Origin of the sequence: Acinetobacter sp. IK23 (assembly GCF_035615275.1) — a bacterium.
Classification (GTDB): Bacteria; Pseudomonadota; Gammaproteobacteria; order Pseudomonadales; family Moraxellaceae; genus Acinetobacter; species Acinetobacter seifertii.
The window spans coordinates 59,210-80,847 of record NZ_JANBNX010000016.1; the positions used below are offsets into that span (position 1 = coordinate 59,210).

14 protein-coding genes are annotated in these 21,638 nt (G+C 40.4%); 7 read left to right on the top strand and 7 right to left on the bottom strand.

Annotated elements, in window-relative coordinates:
* Positions 1-3 precede the first annotated feature (3 nt).
* Entirely contained in the window at positions 4-3,702 is a 3,699-nt protein-coding gene (locus tag MSG95_RS12095) for a UvrD-helicase domain-containing protein (RefSeq protein ID WP_213033546.1), read from the top strand.
* Between the two features lie 108 nt (positions 3,703-3,810).
* The gene (gene recD, locus MSG95_RS12100) at positions 3,811-5,562 is read left to right on the top strand and encodes an exodeoxyribonuclease V subunit alpha (RefSeq protein ID WP_077164987.1); all 1,752 of its coding nucleotides are present in this window, start codon (positions 3,811-3,813) and stop codon (positions 5,560-5,562) included.
* 717 nt (positions 5,563-6,279) lie between these two features.
* On the opposite strand, the gene MSG95_RS12105 is transcribed toward recD, so the two are convergent.
* Positions 6,280-7,578 carry a serine hydrolase domain-containing protein gene (locus tag MSG95_RS12105; RefSeq protein WP_077165024.1) on the bottom strand — a complete coding sequence of 433 codons (1,299 nt, stop codon included), beginning with the start codon at positions 7,576-7,578 and terminating at the stop codon, positions 6,280-6,282.
* A 212-nt stretch (positions 7,579-7,790) separates the two neighbouring features.
* Here MSG95_RS12105 and rpsO point away from each other — a divergent pair, with 212 nt between their 5' ends.
* The 3 genes from rpsO (at position 7,791) to MSG95_RS12120 (ending at position 11,703) form a co-directional block, all read left to right on the top strand.
* Positions 7,791-8,060 (top strand): 30S ribosomal protein S15, encoded by a 270-nt coding sequence (gene rpsO, locus MSG95_RS12110; RefSeq protein ID WP_001229357.1) that lies wholly within the window; start codon positions 7,791-7,793, stop codon positions 8,058-8,060.
* A gap of 256 nt (positions 8,061-8,316) precedes the next feature.
* Complete coding sequence (gene pnp, locus MSG95_RS12115; protein WP_171220364.1) at positions 8,317-10,404, top strand: polyribonucleotide nucleotidyltransferase; 2,088 nt, start codon at positions 8,317-8,319, stop codon at positions 10,402-10,404.
* 87 nt (positions 10,405-10,491) lie between these two features.
* Positions 10,492-11,703: a magnesium transporter CorA family protein gene (locus MSG95_RS12120; protein ID WP_049065194.1), complete on the top strand. Its 1,212-nt coding sequence runs from the start codon at positions 10,492-10,494 to the stop codon at positions 11,701-11,703.
* Between the two features lie 230 nt (positions 11,704-11,933).
* On the opposite strand, the gene MSG95_RS12125 is transcribed toward MSG95_RS12120, so the two are convergent.
* The 6 genes from MSG95_RS12125 to MSG95_RS12150 all read right to left on the bottom strand — a co-directional run bounded on the left by MSG95_RS12125 (position 11,934) and on the right by MSG95_RS12150 (position 19,322).
* Entirely contained in the window at positions 11,934-12,263 is a 330-nt protein-coding gene (locus MSG95_RS12125) for a chaperone modulator CbpM (protein WP_019456897.1), read from the bottom strand.
* A gap of 11 nt (positions 12,264-12,274) precedes the next feature.
* Positions 12,275-13,237 carry a DnaJ C-terminal domain-containing protein gene (locus MSG95_RS12130; protein WP_077164986.1) on the bottom strand — a complete coding sequence of 321 codons (963 nt, stop codon included), beginning with the start codon at positions 13,235-13,237 and terminating at the stop codon, positions 12,275-12,277.
* 150 nt (positions 13,238-13,387) lie between these two features.
* Positions 13,388-13,999: a LysE family translocator gene (locus MSG95_RS12135; protein ID WP_324624784.1), complete on the bottom strand. Its 612-nt coding sequence runs from the start codon at positions 13,997-13,999 to the stop codon at positions 13,388-13,390.
* A 136-nt stretch (positions 14,000-14,135) separates the two neighbouring features.
* Positions 14,136-15,011, bottom strand: a complete 876-nt coding sequence (locus MSG95_RS12140) for an Hsp33 family molecular chaperone HslO (RefSeq protein ID WP_004699009.1) — start codon at positions 15,009-15,011, stop codon at positions 14,136-14,138.
* 165 nt (positions 15,012-15,176) lie between these two features.
* Positions 15,177-17,018 (bottom strand): monovalent cation:proton antiporter-2 (CPA2) family protein, encoded by a 1,842-nt coding sequence (locus MSG95_RS12145; RefSeq protein ID WP_019456900.1) that lies wholly within the window; start codon positions 17,016-17,018, stop codon positions 15,177-15,179.
* Between the two features lie 75 nt (positions 17,019-17,093).
* Positions 17,094-19,322, bottom strand: a complete 2,229-nt coding sequence (locus MSG95_RS12150; RefSeq protein WP_077164985.1) for a primosomal protein N' — start codon at positions 19,320-19,322, stop codon at positions 17,094-17,096.
* Positions 19,323-19,470: 148 nt separating this feature from the next.
* Between MSG95_RS12150 and gspF the strand changes: the two genes are divergently transcribed.
* Positions 19,471-20,676 carry a type II secretion system inner membrane protein GspF gene (gspF, locus tag MSG95_RS12155; protein WP_077164984.1) on the top strand — a complete coding sequence of 402 codons (1,206 nt, stop codon included), beginning with the start codon at positions 19,471-19,473 and terminating at the stop codon, positions 20,674-20,676.
* 23 nt (positions 20,677-20,699) lie between these two features.
* Complete coding sequence (gspG, locus tag MSG95_RS12160) at positions 20,700-21,284, top strand: type II secretion system major pseudopilin GspG (protein WP_039251176.1); 585 nt, start codon at positions 20,700-20,702, stop codon at positions 21,282-21,284.
* Positions 21,285-21,638: the final 354 nt, after the last annotated feature.

Consider the following 21,638-nt stretch of genomic DNA (forward strand, 5'->3'; position numbering starts at 1 on the left):
GGCATGAACTCAAGAGTAAAGGTGTCTTATCAACCTATTACTGATATTGAATTTAGCGGATTGCATTTAATTGAAGCTTCGGCTGGCACAGGGAAAACCTATACACTGTCGAGTTTGATGGTACGTATTTTTCTTGAGAAATATTTGCCTAGACAAGTCATAGCGACCACGTTTACCCGTGCTGCTGCGGCCGAGTTGAAAAGCCGAATTCGTGCGCGTTTGGTCGAAACCTACCGTTACTTAGATGCTAAGCGGAGTTTGACTGAAAAAGAGATTCTTTTACAGGCAGAACAAGAATCTGACTTATTACTGCAACATGTTCTCAAGCATTTTGCGACACGTATTGCCTATGCCTGTGAGCGTTTAAAGCTCGTCATTGATCAGTTGGATGAGCTATTTGTCGGAACACTCGATAGCTTTAGCCAAAAACTATTACGTGAGTTTGCTTTTGAGAGCGGCAAAATTGAACGTGCTCAAATTACCGATGATACTAAAGCTTATAGCCGCCAACTGATTCATGATGTACTACGTGAATGGATACAGTCTCAGCCTCAAACTGTGATTGATGCGTTGTATCTGGCAGGTGAGTTAAAAAGTGTCGACAGTTTTGTTAAACTGCTCGAAGACTCACTAAATTTTAGTTCTGCTCATTTTAAACTTCCCGAAAAACCTACCATTGAATTTGAACAGCTTGCTCAGCTCAAACAGTTGGCAACAGAAATTGATATCAGCCTTTTAGAACCGTATTACTCGCTTGATGGCGAACACTATAAACATGTAAGCGGCACAGTATTTCGTAATGGGGCGTTTAACAAATTATTTAGCGAGTGTTTACCGCAGCTTTTGCAAGTTCTCACCCAAAGCGACAGTATTCTGGTTTTTGATGGATCTTTGGCAGCACAACGGGAACTCGTTTTTAAGTTTTTAGGCCAACTTACCGATCAGAAAGTTTTTAAAAAATGTCCTGCCGAAATTTCAGATGGATTCTATCAGCATCCTTGTATTCAGCAGATTCAGCAGTTGTTTGGTGTGCTGAAAAACTACGCTGAACAGTTCGATCAGCTTCATATTTATTTAAAAGCCTATTTGTGTGTAGAAGTTAAGAAACGTTTACCTCAGGTTTTACAAAATAAGGGTGAGACGACTTTTTCTCAGCAAATTCGCACTTTGTCAGAAGCTTTAAAGGGCGAGCAGGGGCAACGTTTCGCCGTATTTGTGCAGGCTCGATATCCCTTAATTTTAGTCGATGAATTTCAAGACACTAACCAAGACCAAGACGATATGCTCGCCAGCATTTGGCGTCATCCAGAGCGTTACCAAAAAGGTTGCATGATTATGGTGGGTGACCGTAAGCAGGCAATTTACGGTTTCCGTGGTGGGGATATGCTTACCTTTTTAAATGCCTATAAAGATATTCAGGCAAAGCATGGTCGAGAATATAAATTAATTCATAACCATCGTTCAGTCGCTGACTTGGTTGAAGTGGTTGATGGCTTATTTCAAAGGCAAATCGACTTTGGTGAACAGGTTCAATATGACCCGATTCGGGCAGGGACTCGACCTCACCCAGCTTTAGTCGATCAAAATCAGCCTAACCCGTACCCTTTACGTTGGCTTCTGCTAAAAGACAAGGAAACGGAAGCACAGCAAGTAGCATGGAAGATTCTGGATTTACTCAACCAGTCACATACTGGGCAGTTATATCTTCAAAAAGATACTCAAACCCAAGCTTTAAATGAAGATGATATTGCGGTCTTGTCTCGTAATCATGATGGCCTTGATAAAGTTCAATTTCAATTAGAACGTTTAGGAATACGCGTTAACCGGCCATCAAAACGAAGTGTTTTTGATTGCACAATTGCTCAGGATGTTGGGGCCTTACTCACGGCAATACTCCATCCTTACGATGAGGCCAAAGTGAAACGAGCTTTGATTAGCCGTTTATTTGCTATGGATCTTAAACAACTGTTGCAACTTGAGCAAACAGCTGAAGGTTTAAGCCAGTTTATGACAGGCTTTGATGCTATTCGAGAATTGTGGTCGGCTCAGGGTTTTTTAGTGGCATGGCAGCAATGTTTAAACCAATTTGGCATTTGGAAAAATCTAGTTGCTGCTCAGAGTAAAGATAATGAGCGGGTTGTGGTGAACTTGCGTCATTTGACCGAAATTTTGAGTCAGCATAGCGAGAAATATCAGGGTGCGCAAAATCTCTATCATTGGTATCTCAAGCAATTACAGTCACCGCTTGACCGTGAGTGGGAGCTAGAGCGTAGATTGTCGAGTGAAGCTGGCGTACAGCTCATGACTATTCACCAGTCAAAAGGCCTTGAGTTTAAAATTGTCTTTTTGCTTGGGGCTGATAAGCCATTTCGGGAAAATAACAAAACACTCAATTTCTCAACTCAAGATGTCACTACGCCTGAATCTGCTCAAACCGTAACACAACGAGTCGTTGCGATTGCCGATAAAACGTATTTAAACGAAACCGAACTGAAGCAGCATGAAGAACGGGCTTTGGCGGAACAAAACCGCCTTTGGTATGTGGCTTTAACCCGTGCTAGTCATCGTGTTTATGCGCTCATGCAAGATACAGATGGCAAGTCTGTTTCAGGTTTGGCATTTTGGAAAAACAGAGCTGAACCATTCCAGCACCGTTGTTGTTGCGATGAAATGATTTTGGAGCAACCACCTGCTGCCATGCATTTAAATCAACACATCAATATTATTGAGATACAGGCACAACACTTTCCTGACCAGCGCTTTTATTCGAGAGGCAAAACCAGTTTTAGTTATCTGGCACAGCATTTAAGACATAAAGTAGGTACAGATTTACTTGCGAGCCAGAGCCATGAAGCTGTTTTAGCCGAAGATGAACTCGATCAGGTTATTTCTGTTGAAGTGACCGCAGCACAGCCAATTAGCTGGATCAAAAGCAACTTTCCTAGAGGAACACTTGCAGGTAATTTCTTACATGAAATTTTTGAACATATTGATTTTCAATGTTCAGATGAGTGGGTAAGTGAAATACGCCGTCGTTTTAAAAATGACTACAGTAGTTTGTGGCAAGATTTATTAATCAAATATCAAGAAAGCTTTCCCGAAGAACAAGAAGCGGAATATTCGCTTTATCACGCTGTGGCGACATGGTTGCAAGAGATTCTAAACACGCCGTTATCTCAAGGTTTTCGCCTAAATCAGTTACAACCAGAGCACTATTTATCAGAGTGTCCTTTTTATTTGGCACTCTCAGATCGTGTGTTAGCCATGAAACGTATTCAGCAGCTGTTTGCTGAATATGGTATGGAAATGCCTGAGTTATTAGAGGCTCGTTCCGCACGCTATTTAAATGGTTCGATAGACTTGGTTTATTTTGATGGGCAGCGTTATCACATTGCTGACTATAAAAGTAATTACTTAGGTGAAAACCTTGCGGATTATAGTGGGGCAAGCATTGCCCAAAGTATGTCTCTAGCCAGCTATTGGCTACAAGCAGGCTTGTATTTAGTTGCGTTACATCGTTATTTAAAAGTCAAAATGCAAAATTATGATATTGAGCAACACCTAGGTGGGGCGACTTATCTTTACTTGCGTGGTATGAATGGCGAAGCTGAGCAGGGTTATTATTATTGGCAGCCAAGTACAGAATTTGTTCTACGACTTGATGCTATTTTAGGGTACTTTGCTGAGGATAAAATTGCATAAAAAATGCTGATAAATGATCTAATTTTAGAATTAACAAATACTTGGGGTGTGGATAATCCTGTCTATAACCATGTGGACAAGCGTGTGGAAAACTAGGTGGATAAGTGTGTGGACAATTTAAATAGCCCTGAACAAAGCGATTTAAGCTGGTTGACGACTTGGAGTACCTTTCTAAATCAAGCTCCGTTTACTGCACAGACACAAGCTCCAGAGGCAGCTTGTTTTTTGCAGCAGCTTATTGAAGCGAGCTTGCAAGGTGACAGTTGTATTGCGATTAGCCCAGAAGAAACAGAAACACTTGGTCAACTGGCGATATCCGCAGAACAAGCGATGTCTCAAGTTGCCCCTTGTGTCCACGACGGGCAGGGGTTGGCATTATACCGATATTGGAACCTAGAGCAACGTCTAGCTGAGCAAATTCGTCGATTAAAGCAACAACCAATTCAACCAGTTTCGTGTGAAGAGCATTTAAACTTACTCACTGACCCACATCAGCAAGCTGCTTTGCAAATGGTGACTCAGCAGAGCTTAAGTATCATTACAGGTGGCCCGGGGACAGGTAAGACGTATACGTTGGCTCGTATTATTGCTGTACTTAGCCAAGCCATCCCGCATATTCGTGTGGCGATGGCTGCTCCGACGGGTAAAGCTGCACAGCGTATGCAAGAAGCCTTACAAAACTCGTTTAACGACCCTAAGCTTCTTGAGTCAGGACTAGTTAGTGATGAGCTAAGAAACCAAAGTACCCAAACTATTCATCGCTTATTGGGTATGGGGCATAGTCAAACTCCACGTTTTAATCAAAAGCAGACTTTGCCTTATGACGTTATTGTGGTGGATGAGGCTTCTATGCTGGATTTAAATCTGGCAACTTTATTATTTGAAGCGGTGCCTGAGTCTTGCCGAATTATTTTGCTAGGCGATGCCAACCAGCTTGCTTCAGTAGATGTTGGAGCTGTACTTGCAGATTTACAGCAAATCGACGCTTTGTCTGAAAACCGTGTTCACCTTCAGACCAGCCGCCGTTTTGCAGAAGGTGCGTTAATTGGGCAAGTGGCACGATTTATTCAAATGCAAACCAGTCAGATCAATCATGAGAAGGTTCTACAGCAATTTGAAATTGATATTGTTCAGGTTTCAGAGTTACGTTCAATTCCTTTAGAAGTTGATATGCCCGATGTGGTTCAGCTTGAATACTTACCTGAAGAGTCACCTATAGAGCTAGAAGCTTACTATCAAAAGTTGATGGTGGGTTTTCAAGGCTATGTGCAAAGCCTAAAAGCTTATTTACAAGATGATCGCTCAATTGAGTATATTGAAAATATCGTTAAATCATTCGATGACTACCGTATTTTAACTGCTGTACGTCATGGACCATTTGGCTTACAGCAACTTAATCAATATGCCGAACGCTGGTTACAACAACAGCTAGGTATTGTGACCTTAGGAGGGTGGTATGTTGGCCGTCCAGTTATGATGACTTATAACGATTACCAACTTGGCATTTCAAATGGTGACATTGGTTTATGTTTTGAACACCGTACTCAGCCTCAACAGTTTGAAGTGTATTTTCCTAGTTTAAATAAATGGGTTGCTGCAAACAGACTACCTAAAAGTATTCAAAGTGCGTTTGCCTTAACCATTCACAAATCGCAAGGCTCTGAATTTACACATACTGCTGTAGTTCTCGATCAGGCTGCCAAGAATTTGCTAAGCCAAGAACTTATTTACACTGCGATTACACGAGCGAAAAAGGTAGTGAGTCTTTTGGTTCACCCTGAGGCTTTATTACAATCTTTTACAGTTCGTACGACAAGAAGAAGCGGTTTAGTTGAAAAGGTTAATCGGTTAGTTCGTTAAGTCAAACTTAATATTTTGACCTTTGTAAGAAAAAGCTTACATAGATTCGAGATATTTGCTGCTAGAGAACACCCCCTGTTTTTGAGATTATAAACGCACAACGAGCTTGGCAAGGAATGTCGGGCAAAATCGCACAATAATAATAACTTAAGTCGAGAGACTGCGAACTTACAATGAAGTAGGTGAATAAAGAGGAAACTTACAGCCGCTAAGCCTTGTAGTTTTGGGAGAGACTACAGGGCTTTTTTATATTTTGAGTTTTTATCATGTCAAATAAATTAAATAAATCTTTATGTATTTCACACGATTTCTTGTCCTTATTATCAACAATTTAAACCAATCGTATTAATATATTTATTTGTAATATGATTCTTAAATAGTCATTTTTCCCGTGAATTGTTAAGTTAAATGTTATACAGAACCGTACGTTATTTAGCTGTTACAGACAAACGCTAAATATTAGACAGACCTGTACGTTTTTACTTACATGATGATAAGAAAAATACTACTTTTCTTCATAATTGGATATGAGAGAATACATTCCATAAGGAAATAGAAATAAAAACAACGGAAGTGAGTAAAACTAGAAGAAAGATGTATAAAGCATCTCACATATAACAATAAGAACAGCGATAAACACGATAAATAAGAACTACAGCGCCAAAAACCCAAGCAGAAATGCTTGGGTTTTTTATTTTATAGCTAGATTATTGCTATTTAAACTAGATCTGTTTCATGTGAGTCACTACCGAACAATGAACGACGTTGATCTCTAGGAATTCGAGGACATTGGCTAGAAATTTGATAGAGCAGATTTGCCAAAGCAGGCAGATGAGTACCTACTACGGATTTTCCGGTAGTCAACAGAGAAACGCTAATATCACGCTCTGGATCGGCCCAACATAAAATATTGGAAAAACCAAGATGACCAAAAGCTTGACCAGTCATTGGACCAAATAAACCTACTGGATTGCTACCGAGCATTGGACCTAATGCATAACGCATCGGGATTAATAAGGTTCGGTCAATATTAACTCCTGTGGTCGGTAGAGTTGCTCTAAAAATTGTTTTCTCACTTAAAACTTGTTTGCCTTGATAACTTCCACCACTCAAGAGCATTTCGAAAAAACGTCCAGCCTGTTCGGCACTCGTATAAATGTTACCGGCAGGACAAATCGTATCCATAAAGCGGCTGTCATTAGTGACATCTACAGCGAGTTGTAAACCGCCGCCTAATACATGATTGAGATAATGATCTGTCCCCAAGCGAGGATGTAAGCCTGTTGCACAATTGAGTGCGACTTTTGCACGATATTCTGGCTTCAAACCATAGTTAAAATAGGGCATACCCATCGGTTTTTCGATGGTCTCATGTACAAACTGACGAAGATCTTGTCCTGTGACCCGTTCAATAATTTCTCCCAAAATGTAACCTGCAGTTACAGCATGATAGGCGAGGTGATTACCTGCAGGAGAAACGGGTCTTGCTGCATATAGACGCTTTAAAATTTCATCTTTATCAAAAAGCAGTTCAGGAGTGACTTCGCCGTCTATATAAGGGATGCCGCCACGATGTGCTAATAAATGAAAGATCGTCGCACGGCGCTTCCCATTTACACCATATTCTGGAATGTAATAACTGACAGGATCGAGTAAGTTGATTTCACCTTTTTCATCTAAAAGATGAATCAGCATGGCAGTAATCATTTTTGAGGCTGAAAATAAACAAACAGGAGTGTCAGGCGTTGCAATGAGTGCATTATTTTGCAGACCTGCTGGAGAGTTCCCCTGAGCATAGCCGATGCTTCGATTTAATAAAATTTTCCCCTGTCTGCGTAAACAAAATGTAATGAGTGGATAATTTCCAGTTTTATAAAGCGACTCAATACTTTTCCAGATCTTTTGAACCTGATGTTCATTCATTCCACCTTGTTCAGCAGGCACCTCATCTTTGTGATGAATGACCGATCCAATATCGTCTGGTACCGGACAGGTATTAGTCGAAAATATTTTCACACGTCCCTCGCGCTTCTTTCTTTTTATTGAAGGCCAAGTGTGCAGGGTTGAGACGCTGATGTCAGTGTCTAAAATGACAGGTAACTGAAAACAATTTTGCAATCCATATATAGATACCTTAAAATAGGCGACTTGCTGTAGTGATGCACGGCAGTCAGTTGCGCTCAACTGATTCATATCATTTTATTTTTTAAGCATCTCGGAGAAATCGAATGGCTTTAACTAATGCAGACCGCGCAGAGATCATTGCTAAATTTGCTCGCGCTGAAAACGACACTGGTTCACCAGAAGTACAAGTAGCTTTATTGACTGCTCAAATCAATGATTTACAAGGTCACTTTAAAGCTCACAAACACGACCACCATAGCCGTCGCGGTTTGATCCGTATGGTTAACCAACGTCGTAAATTACTTGACTACTTAAATGGTAAAGACCACGAGCGTTACACTGCTTTGATCGGTGCTTTAGGTCTACGTCGTTAATTCGATTTTGCTTTGTTTTCGGTTTATCGCATGTTGCTATGCTTTGTTCCTGAAAAGAAAGTTTCGTCTAATCACCGTTAGGCGATTTATAGAAGGGGCGCTTGTGCGCTCCTTCTTTGCGTTTAATATTATTTAAAATTTTTGGTCTAGTGTGATGGCTTCTAAGCTTTGTCATTTATCTACCAATTGGTGTAGTCTGAATGCCAAACCTTAGGGGTCTCACTAGAATAAAATTAGGAAAATACAATACATGTCAATGTTTAACATCGTTCGTAAAGAATTCCAATTCGGTCAACATCAAGTCGTTTTAGAAACGGGTCGCGTTGCTCGTCAAGCGAATACAGTTTTAATCACAATGGGTGGTGTAACTGTTTTAGTTGCAGTTGTTGCTCAACCTAAAGCAAAAGCGGGTCAAGACTTTTTCCCGTTAACAGTTAACTATCAAGAAAAACAATATGCAGCAGGTCGTATCCCCGGTGGTTATGGTAAGCGTGAAGGTCGTGCGTCTGAAGCTGAAACTTTAATTTCACGTCTTATTGACCGCCCAATTCGTCCGTTGTTCCCAGAAGGTTATTTCAACGAAATTCAAGTAACAGCAACAGTTGTTTCTTCTGACAAAACTATGGATGCTGATATCGCAGCAATGCTTGGTACATCAGCAGCATTGTCTATTGCTGGTACTCCTTTCCGTGGTCCAATTGGTGGAGCACGTGTTGGTTTAATTAACGGTGAATACGTTTTAAACCCGAATTTTGAACAACTTGCTCAATCTGACCTTGACCTTGTGGTTGCTGGTACAGAGTCTGCTGTATTAATGGTTGAGTCTGAAGCGAAAGAGCTTTCAGAAGACCAAATGCTTGGTGCGGTGCTTTTCGGTCATGACGAAATGCAAATCGCGATTCAAGCAATTAAAGAATTTGCTGCGGCTGCTGGTGCAGTTGAATCAACTTGGGTTGCTCCAACTAAAAATGAAGCACTTCTTGAGCAATTAAAAGCAGCTTTCGAAGCTAAAATTTCTGAAGCATATACAATTGCAGTTAAACAAGACCGTTATGCAGCACTTGATGCACTTTATGCAGAAGCTGTAGCTCAGTTCGTTCCTGAAAATGACGAAACTGGCATTGCTGACGAAGTAAACGAATTATTTGAAGACCTTAAATACCGCACAGTACGTGACAACATCTTGTCAGGTAAGCCACGTATTGATGGTCGTGATACTAAAACTGTTCGTGGTATCGACGTTCAAGTTGGCGTATTAGACCGTGCACACGGTTCTGCATTATTTACACGTGGTGAAACTCAAGCGTTGGTAACAACAACTTTGGGTAATACTCGTGATGCGTTAATGGTTGATACGCTTTCTGGTACTAAAACTGACAACTTCATGTTGCACTACAACTTCCCTGCATACTCTGTAGGTGAAACAGGTCGTGAGTCTGGTCCTAAACGTCGTGAAATTGGTCATGGTCGTTTAGCACGTCGTGGTGTTCAAGCTGTTCTTCCTGCTGCTGACCGCTTCCCGTACGTGATCCGTATTGTATCTGACATTACTGAATCTAACGGTTCATCTTCAATGGCTTCTGTATGTGGTGCATCATTATCACTTATGGATGCAGGTGTTCCACTTAAAGCGCCAGTTGCTGGTATCGCAATGGGCTTAGTGAAAGAAGGTGAGCGTTTCGCTGTACTTTCTGACATCTTGGGTGACGAAGACCACCTTGGCGACATGGACTTTAAAGTAGCAGGTTCTGCAAACGGTATTACTGCACTTCAAATGGACATCAAGATCGAAGGTATTACTGAAGAAATTATGGAAGTTGCGTTAAACCAAGCATTTGCTGGTCGTATGCACATCCTTAATGAAATGAACAAAGTAATTTCACGCGCTCGTCCTGAAATTTCAATGCATGCTCCAACATTTGAAGTAATTACAATTAATCCGGACAAAATCCGTGACGTAATTGGTAAAGGTGGTGCAACTATCCGTCAAATTACTGAAGAAACTAAAGCTGCAATCGATATCGAAGATAACGGTACAGTTCGCGTATTTGGTGAAACTAAAGCTGCTGCTAAAGCTGCGATTGCAAAAATCCAAGCGATTACTGCTGAAGTTGAACCAGGTAAAATCTATGACGGTAAAGTGATTCGTATCGTAGAATTTGGTGCGTTCGTAAACATTATGCCTGGTACTGATGGTCTTCTTCACATTTCGCAAATCTCGAATGAGCGTATTGCGAACGTAACTGACGTTCTTAAAGAAGGTCAGGAAGTTAAAGTACAAGTTGCTGATGTTGACAACCGTGGTCGTATCAAATTGACTATGAAAGATATTGAGCAAGCATAATTGCTTAACTCACTAATAAAAAAGTCCGCTTGATGCGGGCTTTTTTTATGGCATGATGCAAGTAATACACAAACAGATCGACGTGGTATGCAGGTTTATTATTTTTATCGTCATCAAAAGGATGGCTATGTTTTTTTGAGCCGAGAAAAGCACACTGAACATGTTCTAGAGTTCTTCTGGATTGATAGTGTGAGATCTGATGTTGTTAACCATAATGAAGAATGGCAACAAAAAATTCAGCAGCTTTCAGATGTCGCAATTAATGAATTTCATATGCGAGATATTGCCAATATTGAGCATCCTTGTGCCTTTGATACGCTTGAAGAATATGATCTGCTCATTTTCAAAAAGCTCGTGACACCTGATGATGAAATTAAAAATGGGGAAACTCATGAGAGTGTATTTGGCTTAGCCACCACGCCAATTAGTTTTATTTTTACGCCTAAAGTACTCATTAGCGTACGTGAGCAGGGTAACAAGTCGATTGAAAACTATATTCAGCGCCTTGAAAATATTTTATGTAAAACTCTAGAAGAGCAAAACAAAACCCGTAAGTTGCCTAATTCACCTGTAGATTTGTGTCTACGTCTGCTGAATAGCATGGTGGATGGTTATCTTGATATTCGTTCACCTTTAACTAGAAGGGTCGAGCACTGGCAACAACAACTACTACAGGGCAATCGTCGTTTTAAACAATGGCATCAACTTTTCCATGAAAACATGGCTTTTCAACAAGTTGAAAATTTATGCGAAGAGCAAATTGAAACCTTGCAAGAGTTTCGAGATGAAATTGTAGAAAACTATCATCATGTGATTGGTGAGCGGACACATAGTTCTCAAGATCTTCTGTTAGTTCGTTTAAATGATTTAATGAGTCATGTCGAACGTATTCAAAAGCATACTTTACGTTTACGTAGCGCTATTCAGTCGGCAATTGATTTGCATTTCTCAGCGATTGCGAATCAGACCAATGAAAATATGCGTATTCTTGCCATTATTACGGCCGTATTTGCACCGCTTACACTCTTAACAGGTATCTATGGAATGAACTTTGAGTTTATTCCAGGGCTTAAGTCGCCAGTGGGGTTCTGGATTATGCTTGGTGTCATGTTGCTCAGTACGGTTTTCTTGCTTTACTACTTCTATCGACAGCATTTGGTAGGGCGTGGCGAGAAAAGTGTTATTGATTTATTGGCTCAGCAGCACCGCCAAGAGCGGATGAATTTGTTCTGGTTTTTGGAATATGAACCGATTAAGCAGACTTTGAAGGAAGTGGAGAAGATTACTCGGTTGAAGTAATTCCTCAATTTTTATTGAACTTTTTCCAAATTTGCTTGAGCTAAGCGTCATCCACAACCTGCCCATAATTTAGAAGTTATTGTTTTTGCAAAGCAATACTTTAAATGAAAGTAGTGAACAGGTTTTGTGGATGACAATGGTTTTGGTTACTTTTGCCAAAACAAAAGTAACGTAATTAGCTGATGAAATAGATAGTGAGTGCCAGTAGGACTCCGTCGTGACTATCTGATCTAATGAAAATGCTTCAACTGTTTTCTAAGTTGTTGCACTTCATCAATCAAATCTAACATCACCGCAACTGCTGCCAAACTTGCGTCAAAGTCACGTTGTAAACGATACGCTTTACGAGCACGAACGACATCTTCACCCATGAACTGATGTTTCTCAGGGGTACTTTCAATCACTAAAATGTCGTACTCAATAAGCTCTAAAATCCAGTCTGGGCTTTGACCACAGGCTTGAGCAAATTGTTGTAAGTCAAATGTAGATTGTTCATCAACGACTTCAGCACTAAAGGTGTGGCCGTCACATACAATTTCTCGATAATGGATGGTTGTCATGATCTTGCTCCCTAATGAGATGAACGAGGTTCGAATGAAGCAAAGGCTTCAGCCAATTGCTGATACGCTTCTTTTTCTTTTTCAGAATGTGCAGGCGGGAATACAATATTTAAAATTAAATAAAGATGGCCTGGCGTTTTATTTGGTATCCCTTTGTCTTTTAAACGTAGCTGTTGTCCTTGTTTTGCATTTTTAGGTAAATTGACATGTAATGGCCCAGCAGGTGTTTTTACTTCAATACCTTGACCTAATGCGGCCTCCCAAGGTGCTACATCTACAGTTAAATATACATCACTGCCTTCGACATGAACACGATCGGTATCTTTATATTGAATCTCGATGTAAAGATCGCCGTTGGCACCACCATTGATACCACTTTGTCCTTGTCCGCTTAGGCGAATTTGTTGGCCTTCCTTCATGCCTTTCGGTATTTTCACCTGTAGGGTTTTACGTTGTACCTCAGGCTCACCATAGACATTCACAGTCGGAATTTGTAAGGTAATCTGTTGTGTTGACCCATGATAGGCAATATCAAGATCGACCTCTATGCTGGCATGCTGATCTTCACCTCGGTAACTGCGTTGTTGTCTTTGGTATTGTTGTTGCCCACCACCAAAACCAGCACCAAAACGGCCGAACAAATCCTCGAAACCGCTAAAATCAGCTTGTTCACCACCGCCGCCCGTAAAGCCCTGACGATAAAAACGCGCGCCATCAAATCCACCTTGAGCTGCACCTTGACCAAAGTCATTAAAGCCCTGTGGGTGATCTAACATTTGGTCATATTCAGCTTTTTTTTCTGCATTGCTTAACGTGTCATAGGCAACGTTAATCGCCTGCATTTTTTCTTCTGCATCTTTTTCTTTGCTGATATCGGGGTGATATTTACGAGCTAATTTCCGATATGCTTTTTTAATTTCATCAGCAGAGGCTTCTCGTGTAACCTCTAATTCTTCATAATAATTTTTGGCCATAATGTTTTATCACGATGGTGTTGTTTATTTCATTATGAAACAATTTTTAAGGCTTTCAATGAGCTAGATTGTATAAGAGTTGTTCTCTTACAGAAATGGAAAGGCAAGGTGGAAGAGACATAAGTCGATTAGGGTTATGCCTCTCAATCTTTACATAAAAGTCTGATATAAACCGTATAAGGCAATTAATAAAAGCAATAGGCCGCATAAGCCGAGTATTTTAGGATATAAGTGGCTGTTAGAAAGACGGCGGAAAAATACATACACTAAAGATAGGGTTAAAAAATCTAAAACAATCCATGTCAGGGTAAGAACAGTTAGACTGAAATTTAAGTTAGGTGAAATAGAGACAAACTGAGGAAAGAAAGCCGAAAAGAAAATAATATCTTTAGGATTTGAAATACCGACCAAAAAGCCTTTTTTAAAACCACCATTTTGGGCAGAAACGGTTTGTATTGCTTCTGGATGTGGAGCTTGAATCACTTCTTTAAGAATACTAAATCCTAAATAGCCAATATAGAGACAGCCTAAAACACGAATAATATTTAAATAACTTTCATTAATACCCAATACGCCTTTAAGTACGAGTACTGAAATAAAAATTAAAACCAGTGATGCGAGATTTGTACCAAAAATGGTTTCCAGTGCTTTTTTATAGCCGCCTTTAAGCCCAGCGCTTGCCACTAAAATCATGACTGGGCCAGGGATAGCAATCATAATAATGACACTAAAAATGAAGAGAAAATAATCAAAATAATTCATGAAATATAAGCATCTTGTTTATTAGGCTATAAAGTAAGCTCATATTAACTGATTTAAAATAAGATGCTGAAAATTATCATCAAAAACTATAGATAAATAAAAAGGCGGTTTGACCGCCTTTTTATGAAGTGAGTAATTAACTCAAATGTTCGCCAAATAAACCTAGTGCTTCTTCAGCAGTGAACTCGTAACGAGTGTTACAGAACTGGCAATCCATTTGAATTGGGTTCTGAGCTTCCAGTGTTTCATGAACAGCATCAACACCAATTTGAAGTAATGCTTTAGCACAACGTTCTTTAGAACACGTACAGCCAAATTTTAAGTGTTCAACTTCTGGCAAGCGTACTTCTTCTTCGTTATAGAGACGATACAAAATCTCATTTGCTGAAAGCTCTGTTAATTCTTCAGGCTTAAGCGTTTCAGTCAGCATAGTCAAACGTGGCCATAGGTCTTCATCAACCAGTTTTTGCTCTTCTTCATCATGACGAGGTAATAACTGAATGAGTAAACCACCAGAGCGTTTAGCTGTACTTGCCAATACAATACGAGTTGGAATCTGAGCAGATAAATCATAATACTGCATCAAACAACCTGCTAGATTTGTCTGGTCAAGAGGTACGATCCCTTGATAACGCTCACCATGCTCAGGCTCGATGTTAATAAATAAAATTGGATTAACTAAAGCACCAAGGACTGTACTGCTGTCAGTTGCTTCAACAAAACGTGGATCTGTTTCGTAGTCTGCTAAAGCACGAACTTCACCTAAGTGATTACATTCAGCCATAGCCCATTTGAAAGAGCCGCTAGCCTGGATTTGCAAGCTGATACGGCCTTTGATTTTTAAAGTACTTGCAAGTAATGCAGTCGCGCTCAACATCTCGCCTAGTAGAATTTTAACCGCAGGCATGTAGTCGCGTTGAGCTAAAATAGTTTGTAATGCTTCTTCTAGATGAACTACTTCACCGCGAACAGGAAAGTCCTCTATATAAAAGCGTTGGCGTAAATCAGACATAATATTCTCCAGGGCCCTAAGCAGATTATAACAACTTCGGTTTAATCAAGCTTAGGGAATGCAGCGAAGCTGCAAGCAGGACAACGGCAACTTTTGTACCGATTGTCGCAATCATTTAGGCAATGTGAATAAGTCCTTAATATAGCCATTTTGCGAAATCTCAAGTTATTCTTCGTGATCTCGTGTAATGTCGATACGATTTGGTTGTAAATGACGCTTTAAGTTAACGTCATGTCTTGATGTGGCTTGCTGTGCATCGCTTTCAAATAGATGCTCAAGTTCAGCCAGCGCATTACGATGGGTTTCAAAAACCTTTTGTTCATCGGTATAAATGCTTTGCTGCTGTATGAGTAATTTCTCATCATAATCTCGAAAGATTTCGATATTATTATAAGCCTGTTCATCAGAAATACCGAGTTCGCGTAAAGCGCGATAAGCCATACCTAATGATGATAAATAGGTTTCACGCCAAATATGTTCAACACCTAAGTCTCTTAACAGGTGTACATGATGGCGGTCACGAGCGCGTGCTAGTAGCTTTATGTGTGGATAGTTCAATCTTAAATGTCGTGCAACATTCATAGAGTCTTCGACATCATCAATTGCCAAAATAAATACTTGGGCTTTTTCAATGCCTGCCGAGCGAAGTAAATCAGGTTGCGTGACATCACCGTAATAGAGTTTACCGCCATATCGACGCACAAAGTCCACTTGATGAAGGTTGTTGTCGATCGCAGTAAAGCCTAAGTGCTGCAAGCGGGCAATACGTGCAATAATTTGTCCAAAGCGTCCAAACCCAGCGATGATAATTGGATTATCTTGCTGAGGAATTTCATCATACTCAGGTGGACGTTCTTTATTAAACAAAGGAATGATTTTAGTTGCCATAATCCAGTAAATGACTGGGGTAAGGACCATCGACAACGTCACAATTAGCGTAACAGGCTCTAATAAAGCATCGGTTAAAACTTTTTCACTTTTCGCAAGACTTAAAATGACAAAAGCAAATTCACCACCTTGAGCCAAGCAAGTTCCAAGCAGCAGGCTATTGTTCCAACTGTATTTTTTATAGCGGGCAATGGCAGTTAACACGAGGGTTTTTATCACCAACAGACCGACCGCTCCACCAATAATGAGCCAAGGCATTTCAATCAGTAAAGACAGTTGCGTGGTCATGCCCACAGTCATAAAGAACAAACCAAGTAATAGTCCTTTAAATGGAGCAATACTTGCTTCAAGTTCATGACGGAATTCTGAGTCGGCTAAAAGTACCCCAGTGAGGAAAGCGCCTAGAGTTGTGCTAATCCCTAAAGTATCCATGAGTAGCACAACAGCAAGAATAATAAATAACCCTACTGCGGTAATCAGTTCAGTTGCACCACTTTTTGCAACAAAACGGAAAAATGGACGCATCACATAGCGACTAAATAGGAACAGACCACTGAATGTTGCAATGATGGCCGCAAAATAAGCAATACCATGATGAGTAGATTCTGTTCCTGCTAACAGTGGAATGACTGCTAATAAAGGAATCGCTGCAATATCTTGGAAAAGCAAAATTGAAAACGATTGCTGACCGTAGGTGGTATTGAGCTGTTGTTTTTCAGTCAGTAGTTGTAATACAAAGGCTGTAGAAGACAGCGCAAGCGCAAAACCAATGACAAAGCTAGCAGCAAGTTGTTGCTGAAATAGTAACAATACGGTGAGCATGAGAATTACGCCCGTAATCACCACTTGCAAACTTCCCATCACGAAAATGGAGTCACGCATTTCCCATAAACGTTGTGGACGTAACTCTAAGCCAATGAGGAACATAAGTAAGATGACCCCAAACTCAGCCAGTTCCATAATGGCTTCAGGGTCATGGGCAATATTTAAAACACTTGGGCCAAGAAGGATGCCCGTAAATAAATAACCTAAAACTGTTGCAATCCCTAAGCGTTTACCCAAAGGGACTAAAATCAGAGAAGCTCCAAGAAAAATTGTTGCTTGCAGTAAGAATGACATTCATTACCCCGAATGTATTGATCTTTTTAAGTGTAAAGCCAAAAAGGCATCTTCACACCATCATATTCAAATCATCTAACTAAATTCTTGCGGATCAACATCAATAGAGAGTCTAAGTTGATGCTGTCTTGGTGCATGAACCAACTGAGCCCACCATTGTCTTAAGTAAAAATGCAGACGAGCACGGTCGGCAGACAAAATCACCATATGGGCGCGGTAACGTCCCGCTTTACGTTCCATTGGTGCTGGAATCGGCCCCCAAATATCAACAATATCACCTGCAATTTGGCGAAGCTGTTCGGCAGCTTCATTTAAAAAATGTAAGGTATAGTCACGATCTTTCGACTCAGCACGAATTAAGACTGCATAACGATAAGGTGGCAGTAATGCAACTTTTCGTTCAGCTAATGTTTGTTTGGCAACCGCCCGATAATCTTTTTCGATGAGTGTGGTGAGTAAAGGATGATCTGGCCTTAAAGTCTGTAAATAAACATGGCCTTTGTGTTCTCCACGACCTGCACGACCAGCCACTTGTACAATCAGCTGCGCAGTACGTTCTGGCGCCCGAATATCGACACTCAGTAAACCTGCATCAATATCTAAAATAGCAACCAAGGTCACATGTGGAAAATGGTGACCCTTTGCCAACATTTGAGTACCAAGCAAAATTGTGGGTTTGTTTTGATGAATACGATCATAGATTTTTTGCCAACTACCGACACGACTTGTACTGTCACGGTCAACACGAATCACATCATAGTCTGGGAATAGTTCTTGTAAGTGTTCTTCAACCTTAGCTGTCCCAGCACCTAAAGTTTTTAAACTCTTCTGCTGACACTCAGGGCAGTGGTCTGGCAAGCGATGAACTGTGCCGCAATGGTGACAATGTAAATAAGAATAAGGCTGAGTATGCAACGTAAAATGTGCATCGCAATGTGGACAATTTGCTTGCCATCCACAGCTTTCACAAACCAATACAGGTGCATAACCACGACGGTTTAAAAAGATTAAAACCTGTTCTTTTCTTGCTAGGGTATTTTTAATCTGCTCGATTAAAGGCTGGCTAATTCCATGCTGCTTTTTGACAATTTTAAGATCGATCAAATGCATTTTAGGTAAAAGCGCGTGGCCTGCACGCTGGTTCAGTTGCAGTGAGGTTAACTTACCAGTTTCTACTAAATGATAGCTATCTATGCTTGGTGTTGCTGAACCTAAAATAACAGGGCAGCTTTGTAAGTGGCCTCGGTACAGTGCGACATCACGAGCATGATAACGGAAACCTTCTTGCTGCTTATAAGACAAGTCGTGTTCTTCATCTAAAATGATAAGGCCCAAACGTGGCAGCGGTGTGTAAATGGCTGAACGGGTTCCTAAAATAATAGAGGCTTTGCCAGTTTGTGCCTGTTGCCATGCTTGTAAGCGTTTAGAGTCATTTAAGCCTGAATGCAATAAAGCAATATCGCAGTTAAAACGAGACTTAAAGCGCGAAATAGTTTGAGGGGTTAAGCCAATTTCAGGAACCAATACTAGGACTTGCTTACCTTGTTTTAACACCTCATGCATGATGTGCAAATAAACTTCAGTTTTACCACTTCCAGTTAAGCCATCTAGTAAAAATGCTTGGTATTGATGCTGTGCATTAATGACGTGCTGAGTTGCCTTCTTTTGATCATCATTTAGCGTAAGTGGCATTTGAGCCAATTGCACAGTTGCTGGGCTAAAATCATGAGGCTCAAGTGTACAGTCTATCAGTCCTTTCTTTTGTAACGCTTTAAGCGTAGCCGTTTCTACACCACTTAAATTGAGAATATTTTCAGTGGTTCCGGCAGGATGTAATTTTAAAATCTGATACGCATCTTGTTGCTTAATGGAACGCTTTAACAAGGCTTCAACATTGTCACAAGGAATGATTTTCCATAAATGAAACAATACATCCATTGGTTTACCCTGACGCAATAACGCGGGTAGGGCCGTTTGCATCACTTCACCAATCGGAAATTGGTAATACTGGGCAGACCATGTCAATAAACTTAAAACTTGTTCATCTAAAATAGGTTCATCATCTAAAAGTTCAGAAATGGCTTTAAGCTGAAAGGTGCCTGTAAATGATTCTTGTGGGTCAACTTTTTCAGTAATGATACCAATCAGGTTTTGCCGTCCAAATGAAATCGCGACGCGTGAACCTACCTGAGCCCGTTCATATTGTGCTTTGGTGAGTGTATAGTCAAAAGTGTCGTACAGATGCACAGGTACGGCAACACGCACACGATAAACAACTGAATCAGGTTTTGGCGTTATGGTCATAGAGGCTCATTTCGTCAATTTTAAAAAACGGCATAGCGTCGTGAAGAGGACTTGGGTATTCTACACAGGCTATAGAATGAATATGAATGATTGCGTAGCATAGATGCAACAGCAGCGACTATTATTTTTGGAAAATTAGAACATTACCATGCCTGCATATCAATTTACTGCTATTGATGCTTCAGGGAAGCAGCAAAAGGGGGTGCTTGAGGGAGACTCAGCACGTCAGATTCGCCAACAATTACGCGATAAAGCATGGACTCCGATTAGCGTTGATCCTGTTGAACAAAAAGACAAGCATCAAAGCCACGGATTATTCCAGAAAAAGTTTAGTGCTTATGATTTGGCACTGATGACCAGACAACTTTCAGTTTTGGTTGCTGCTGCAATTCCTCTAGAAGAAGCTTTACGCGCCGTGAGCAGGCAAAGTGAAAAAGCACATGTGCAAAATCTTTTACTCTCGGTTCGTTCAAGAGTATTGGAAGGGCATTCACTCGCGCAAGGCATGCAACAGTCAGGTCGTTTTCCTGACCTTTATATTGCAACGGTTGCGGCAGGTGAGCGTTCAGGTCATTTAGATCTGATTTTAGATCAGCTATCAGACTACACTGAGAACCGTTTTGCCATGCAAAAGAAAGTTCAAGGTGCCATGATTTACCCCATCATTTTAATGCTCATGTCATTTGGTATTGTGATGGGATTAATGACCTATGTTGTTCCCGAGATTGTAAAAACCTTCGATCAAAGCAAAGATGCATTACCATGGATTACAGTCGCTTTAATGAAAGCGAGTGATTTTATTCGCCATGCGTGGGTGTTTATTATTCTTTTTGCTGTGATAGGCGTTATTGCCTTTGTGCGGTTTTTAAAAACAACGGCTGGTCATTATGCTTTTGATCGCTTAACACTCAAAATGCCATTATTCGGTAAACTGTCCCGTGGTATTAATGCTGCACGCTTTGCCAGTACTTTATCTATTTTGACTCGTTCAGGCGTGCCTTTGGTCGACGCTTTAAAAATTGGTGCTGCTGTAACCAATAACTGGGTGATCCGTGACTCAATTGCTCATGCTGCTGAACGTGTCACAGAAGGTGGTAACTTGGGTACGCAATTGGAGCGCAGTGGTTATTTCCCACCAATGATGGTACAAATGATTCGAAGTGGTGAGGCATCAGGTGAGCTTGACCGTATGCTGGAACGTGCGTCGACTATGCAAGACCGTGAGGTTACGACATTTATTTCAACCTTATTGGCATTGCTTGAACCGCTTATGCTGGTATTAATGGCAAGCATTGTACTGGTCATTGTAATTGCGGTTATGCTGCCAATCGTAAATATGAACAATATGATTTAATAACTTTGATATTAGAGATAATGATGAAAGTAAAAAATATTCAAAGCGAAACAGTGATGAAACAACATAGTGAAGCTGCGGTTTCAAATCAGCTTGAGCCAACTTGCCATTCTGAGCATAGCTCTGTATCAGATGTTTGTTCCTCAAGCACAGCTTTCGGACTTGCGGCACGTTCGAGCGGTGCTCGAATGAAACGTGCGTCAGGCTTTACCCTTATTGAAGTTATGGTCGTTATTGTAATTTTAGGCGTGTTAGCTGCTTTAATCGTACCGAACGTTATGGGTCGTAGTGAAAAAGCTAAAATCGATACGACTCAAATTACCTTGAAGGGTGTAGCGGGTGCTTTAGATCAGTACAAGCTTGATAACGGGCATTTCCCAACCATGCAAGAAGGTGGACTAGATGCACTTATTAACCAACCTGCTACAGCAAAAAACTGGATGCCGGGTGGTTATGTGAAAGGTGGTTACCCTAAAGACAGTTGGAAAAATGATATTCAATATGTCATTCCTGGAAAAGACGGCCATCCTTTTGATCTATATTCATTTGGTGCAGACGGTAAAGAAGGTGGTGAAGGTAACGATGCCGATATTTATTACCAGCCTTAATTAAAATATAAGAGAGATTATCGATTCGGAGAGTAAGAGAAATTGATAATTCGAATTGATAATCTTTCTTAATCATAAAAATATAATAAGCTGTTGAAAATAAAATAATAAAGTTAATAGTTAGATTTGAGATTTAAAATAAGAATTATTCCCATATTTAATAGTTACAAGAAAGTTAAAATATGAGGGAAAATAAGCTATATATTTAAATAAAAGCTTTGCATAATAAAGGCTTTGTTGCATAAAGCCTTTGAAGGTAAAGTTTTCCTAAGTTGCTAAAATTTAGGTTACAACTTGGGTATGAGGTCTGCCTAATTCTGTAAATTTATTTAATACGGCTACACGTGCATGGAT

Bases quoted from the DNA above. Each gene is read 5' to 3' on its own strand.
- MSG95_RS12140 (WP_004699009.1), bottom strand. From the start codon at position 15,011: ATGTCTGATTTACGCCAACGCTTTTATATAGAGGACTTTCCTGTTCGC.
- MSG95_RS12130 (WP_077164986.1), bottom strand. From the start codon at position 13,237: ATGGCCAAAAATTATTATGAAGAATTAGAGGTTACACGAGAAGCCTCT.
- gspG (WP_039251176.1), top strand. From the start codon at position 20,700: ATGAAAGTAAAAAATATTCAAAGCGAAACAGTGATGAAACAACATAGT.
- MSG95_RS12125 (WP_019456897.1), bottom strand. From the start codon at position 12,263: ATGACAACCATCCATTATCGAGAAATTGTATGTGACGGCCACACCTTT.
- pnp (WP_171220364.1), top strand. From the start codon at position 8,317: ATGTTTAACATCGTTCGTAAAGAATTCCAATTCGGTCAACATCAAGTC.
- MSG95_RS12150 (WP_077164985.1), bottom strand. From the start codon at position 19,322: ATGACCATAACGCCAAAACCTGATTCAGTTGTTTATCGTGTGCGTGTT.
- MSG95_RS12120 (WP_049065194.1), top strand. From the start codon at position 10,492: ATGCAGGTTTATTATTTTTATCGTCATCAAAAGGATGGCTATGTTTTT.
- gspF (WP_077164984.1), top strand. From the start codon at position 19,471: ATGCCTGCATATCAATTTACTGCTATTGATGCTTCAGGGAAGCAGCAA.
- MSG95_RS12135 (WP_324624784.1), bottom strand. From the start codon at position 13,999: ATGAATTATTTTGATTATTTTCTCTTCATTTTTAGTGTCATTATTATG.
- MSG95_RS12145 (WP_019456900.1), bottom strand. From the start codon at position 17,018: ATGTCATTCTTACTGCAAGCAACAATTTTTCTTGGAGCTTCTCTGATT.
- MSG95_RS12095 (WP_213033546.1), top strand. From the start codon at position 4: ATGAACTCAAGAGTAAAGGTGTCTTATCAACCTATTACTGATATTGAA.
- rpsO (WP_001229357.1), top strand. From the start codon at position 7,791: ATGGCTTTAACTAATGCAGACCGCGCAGAGATCATTGCTAAATTTGCT.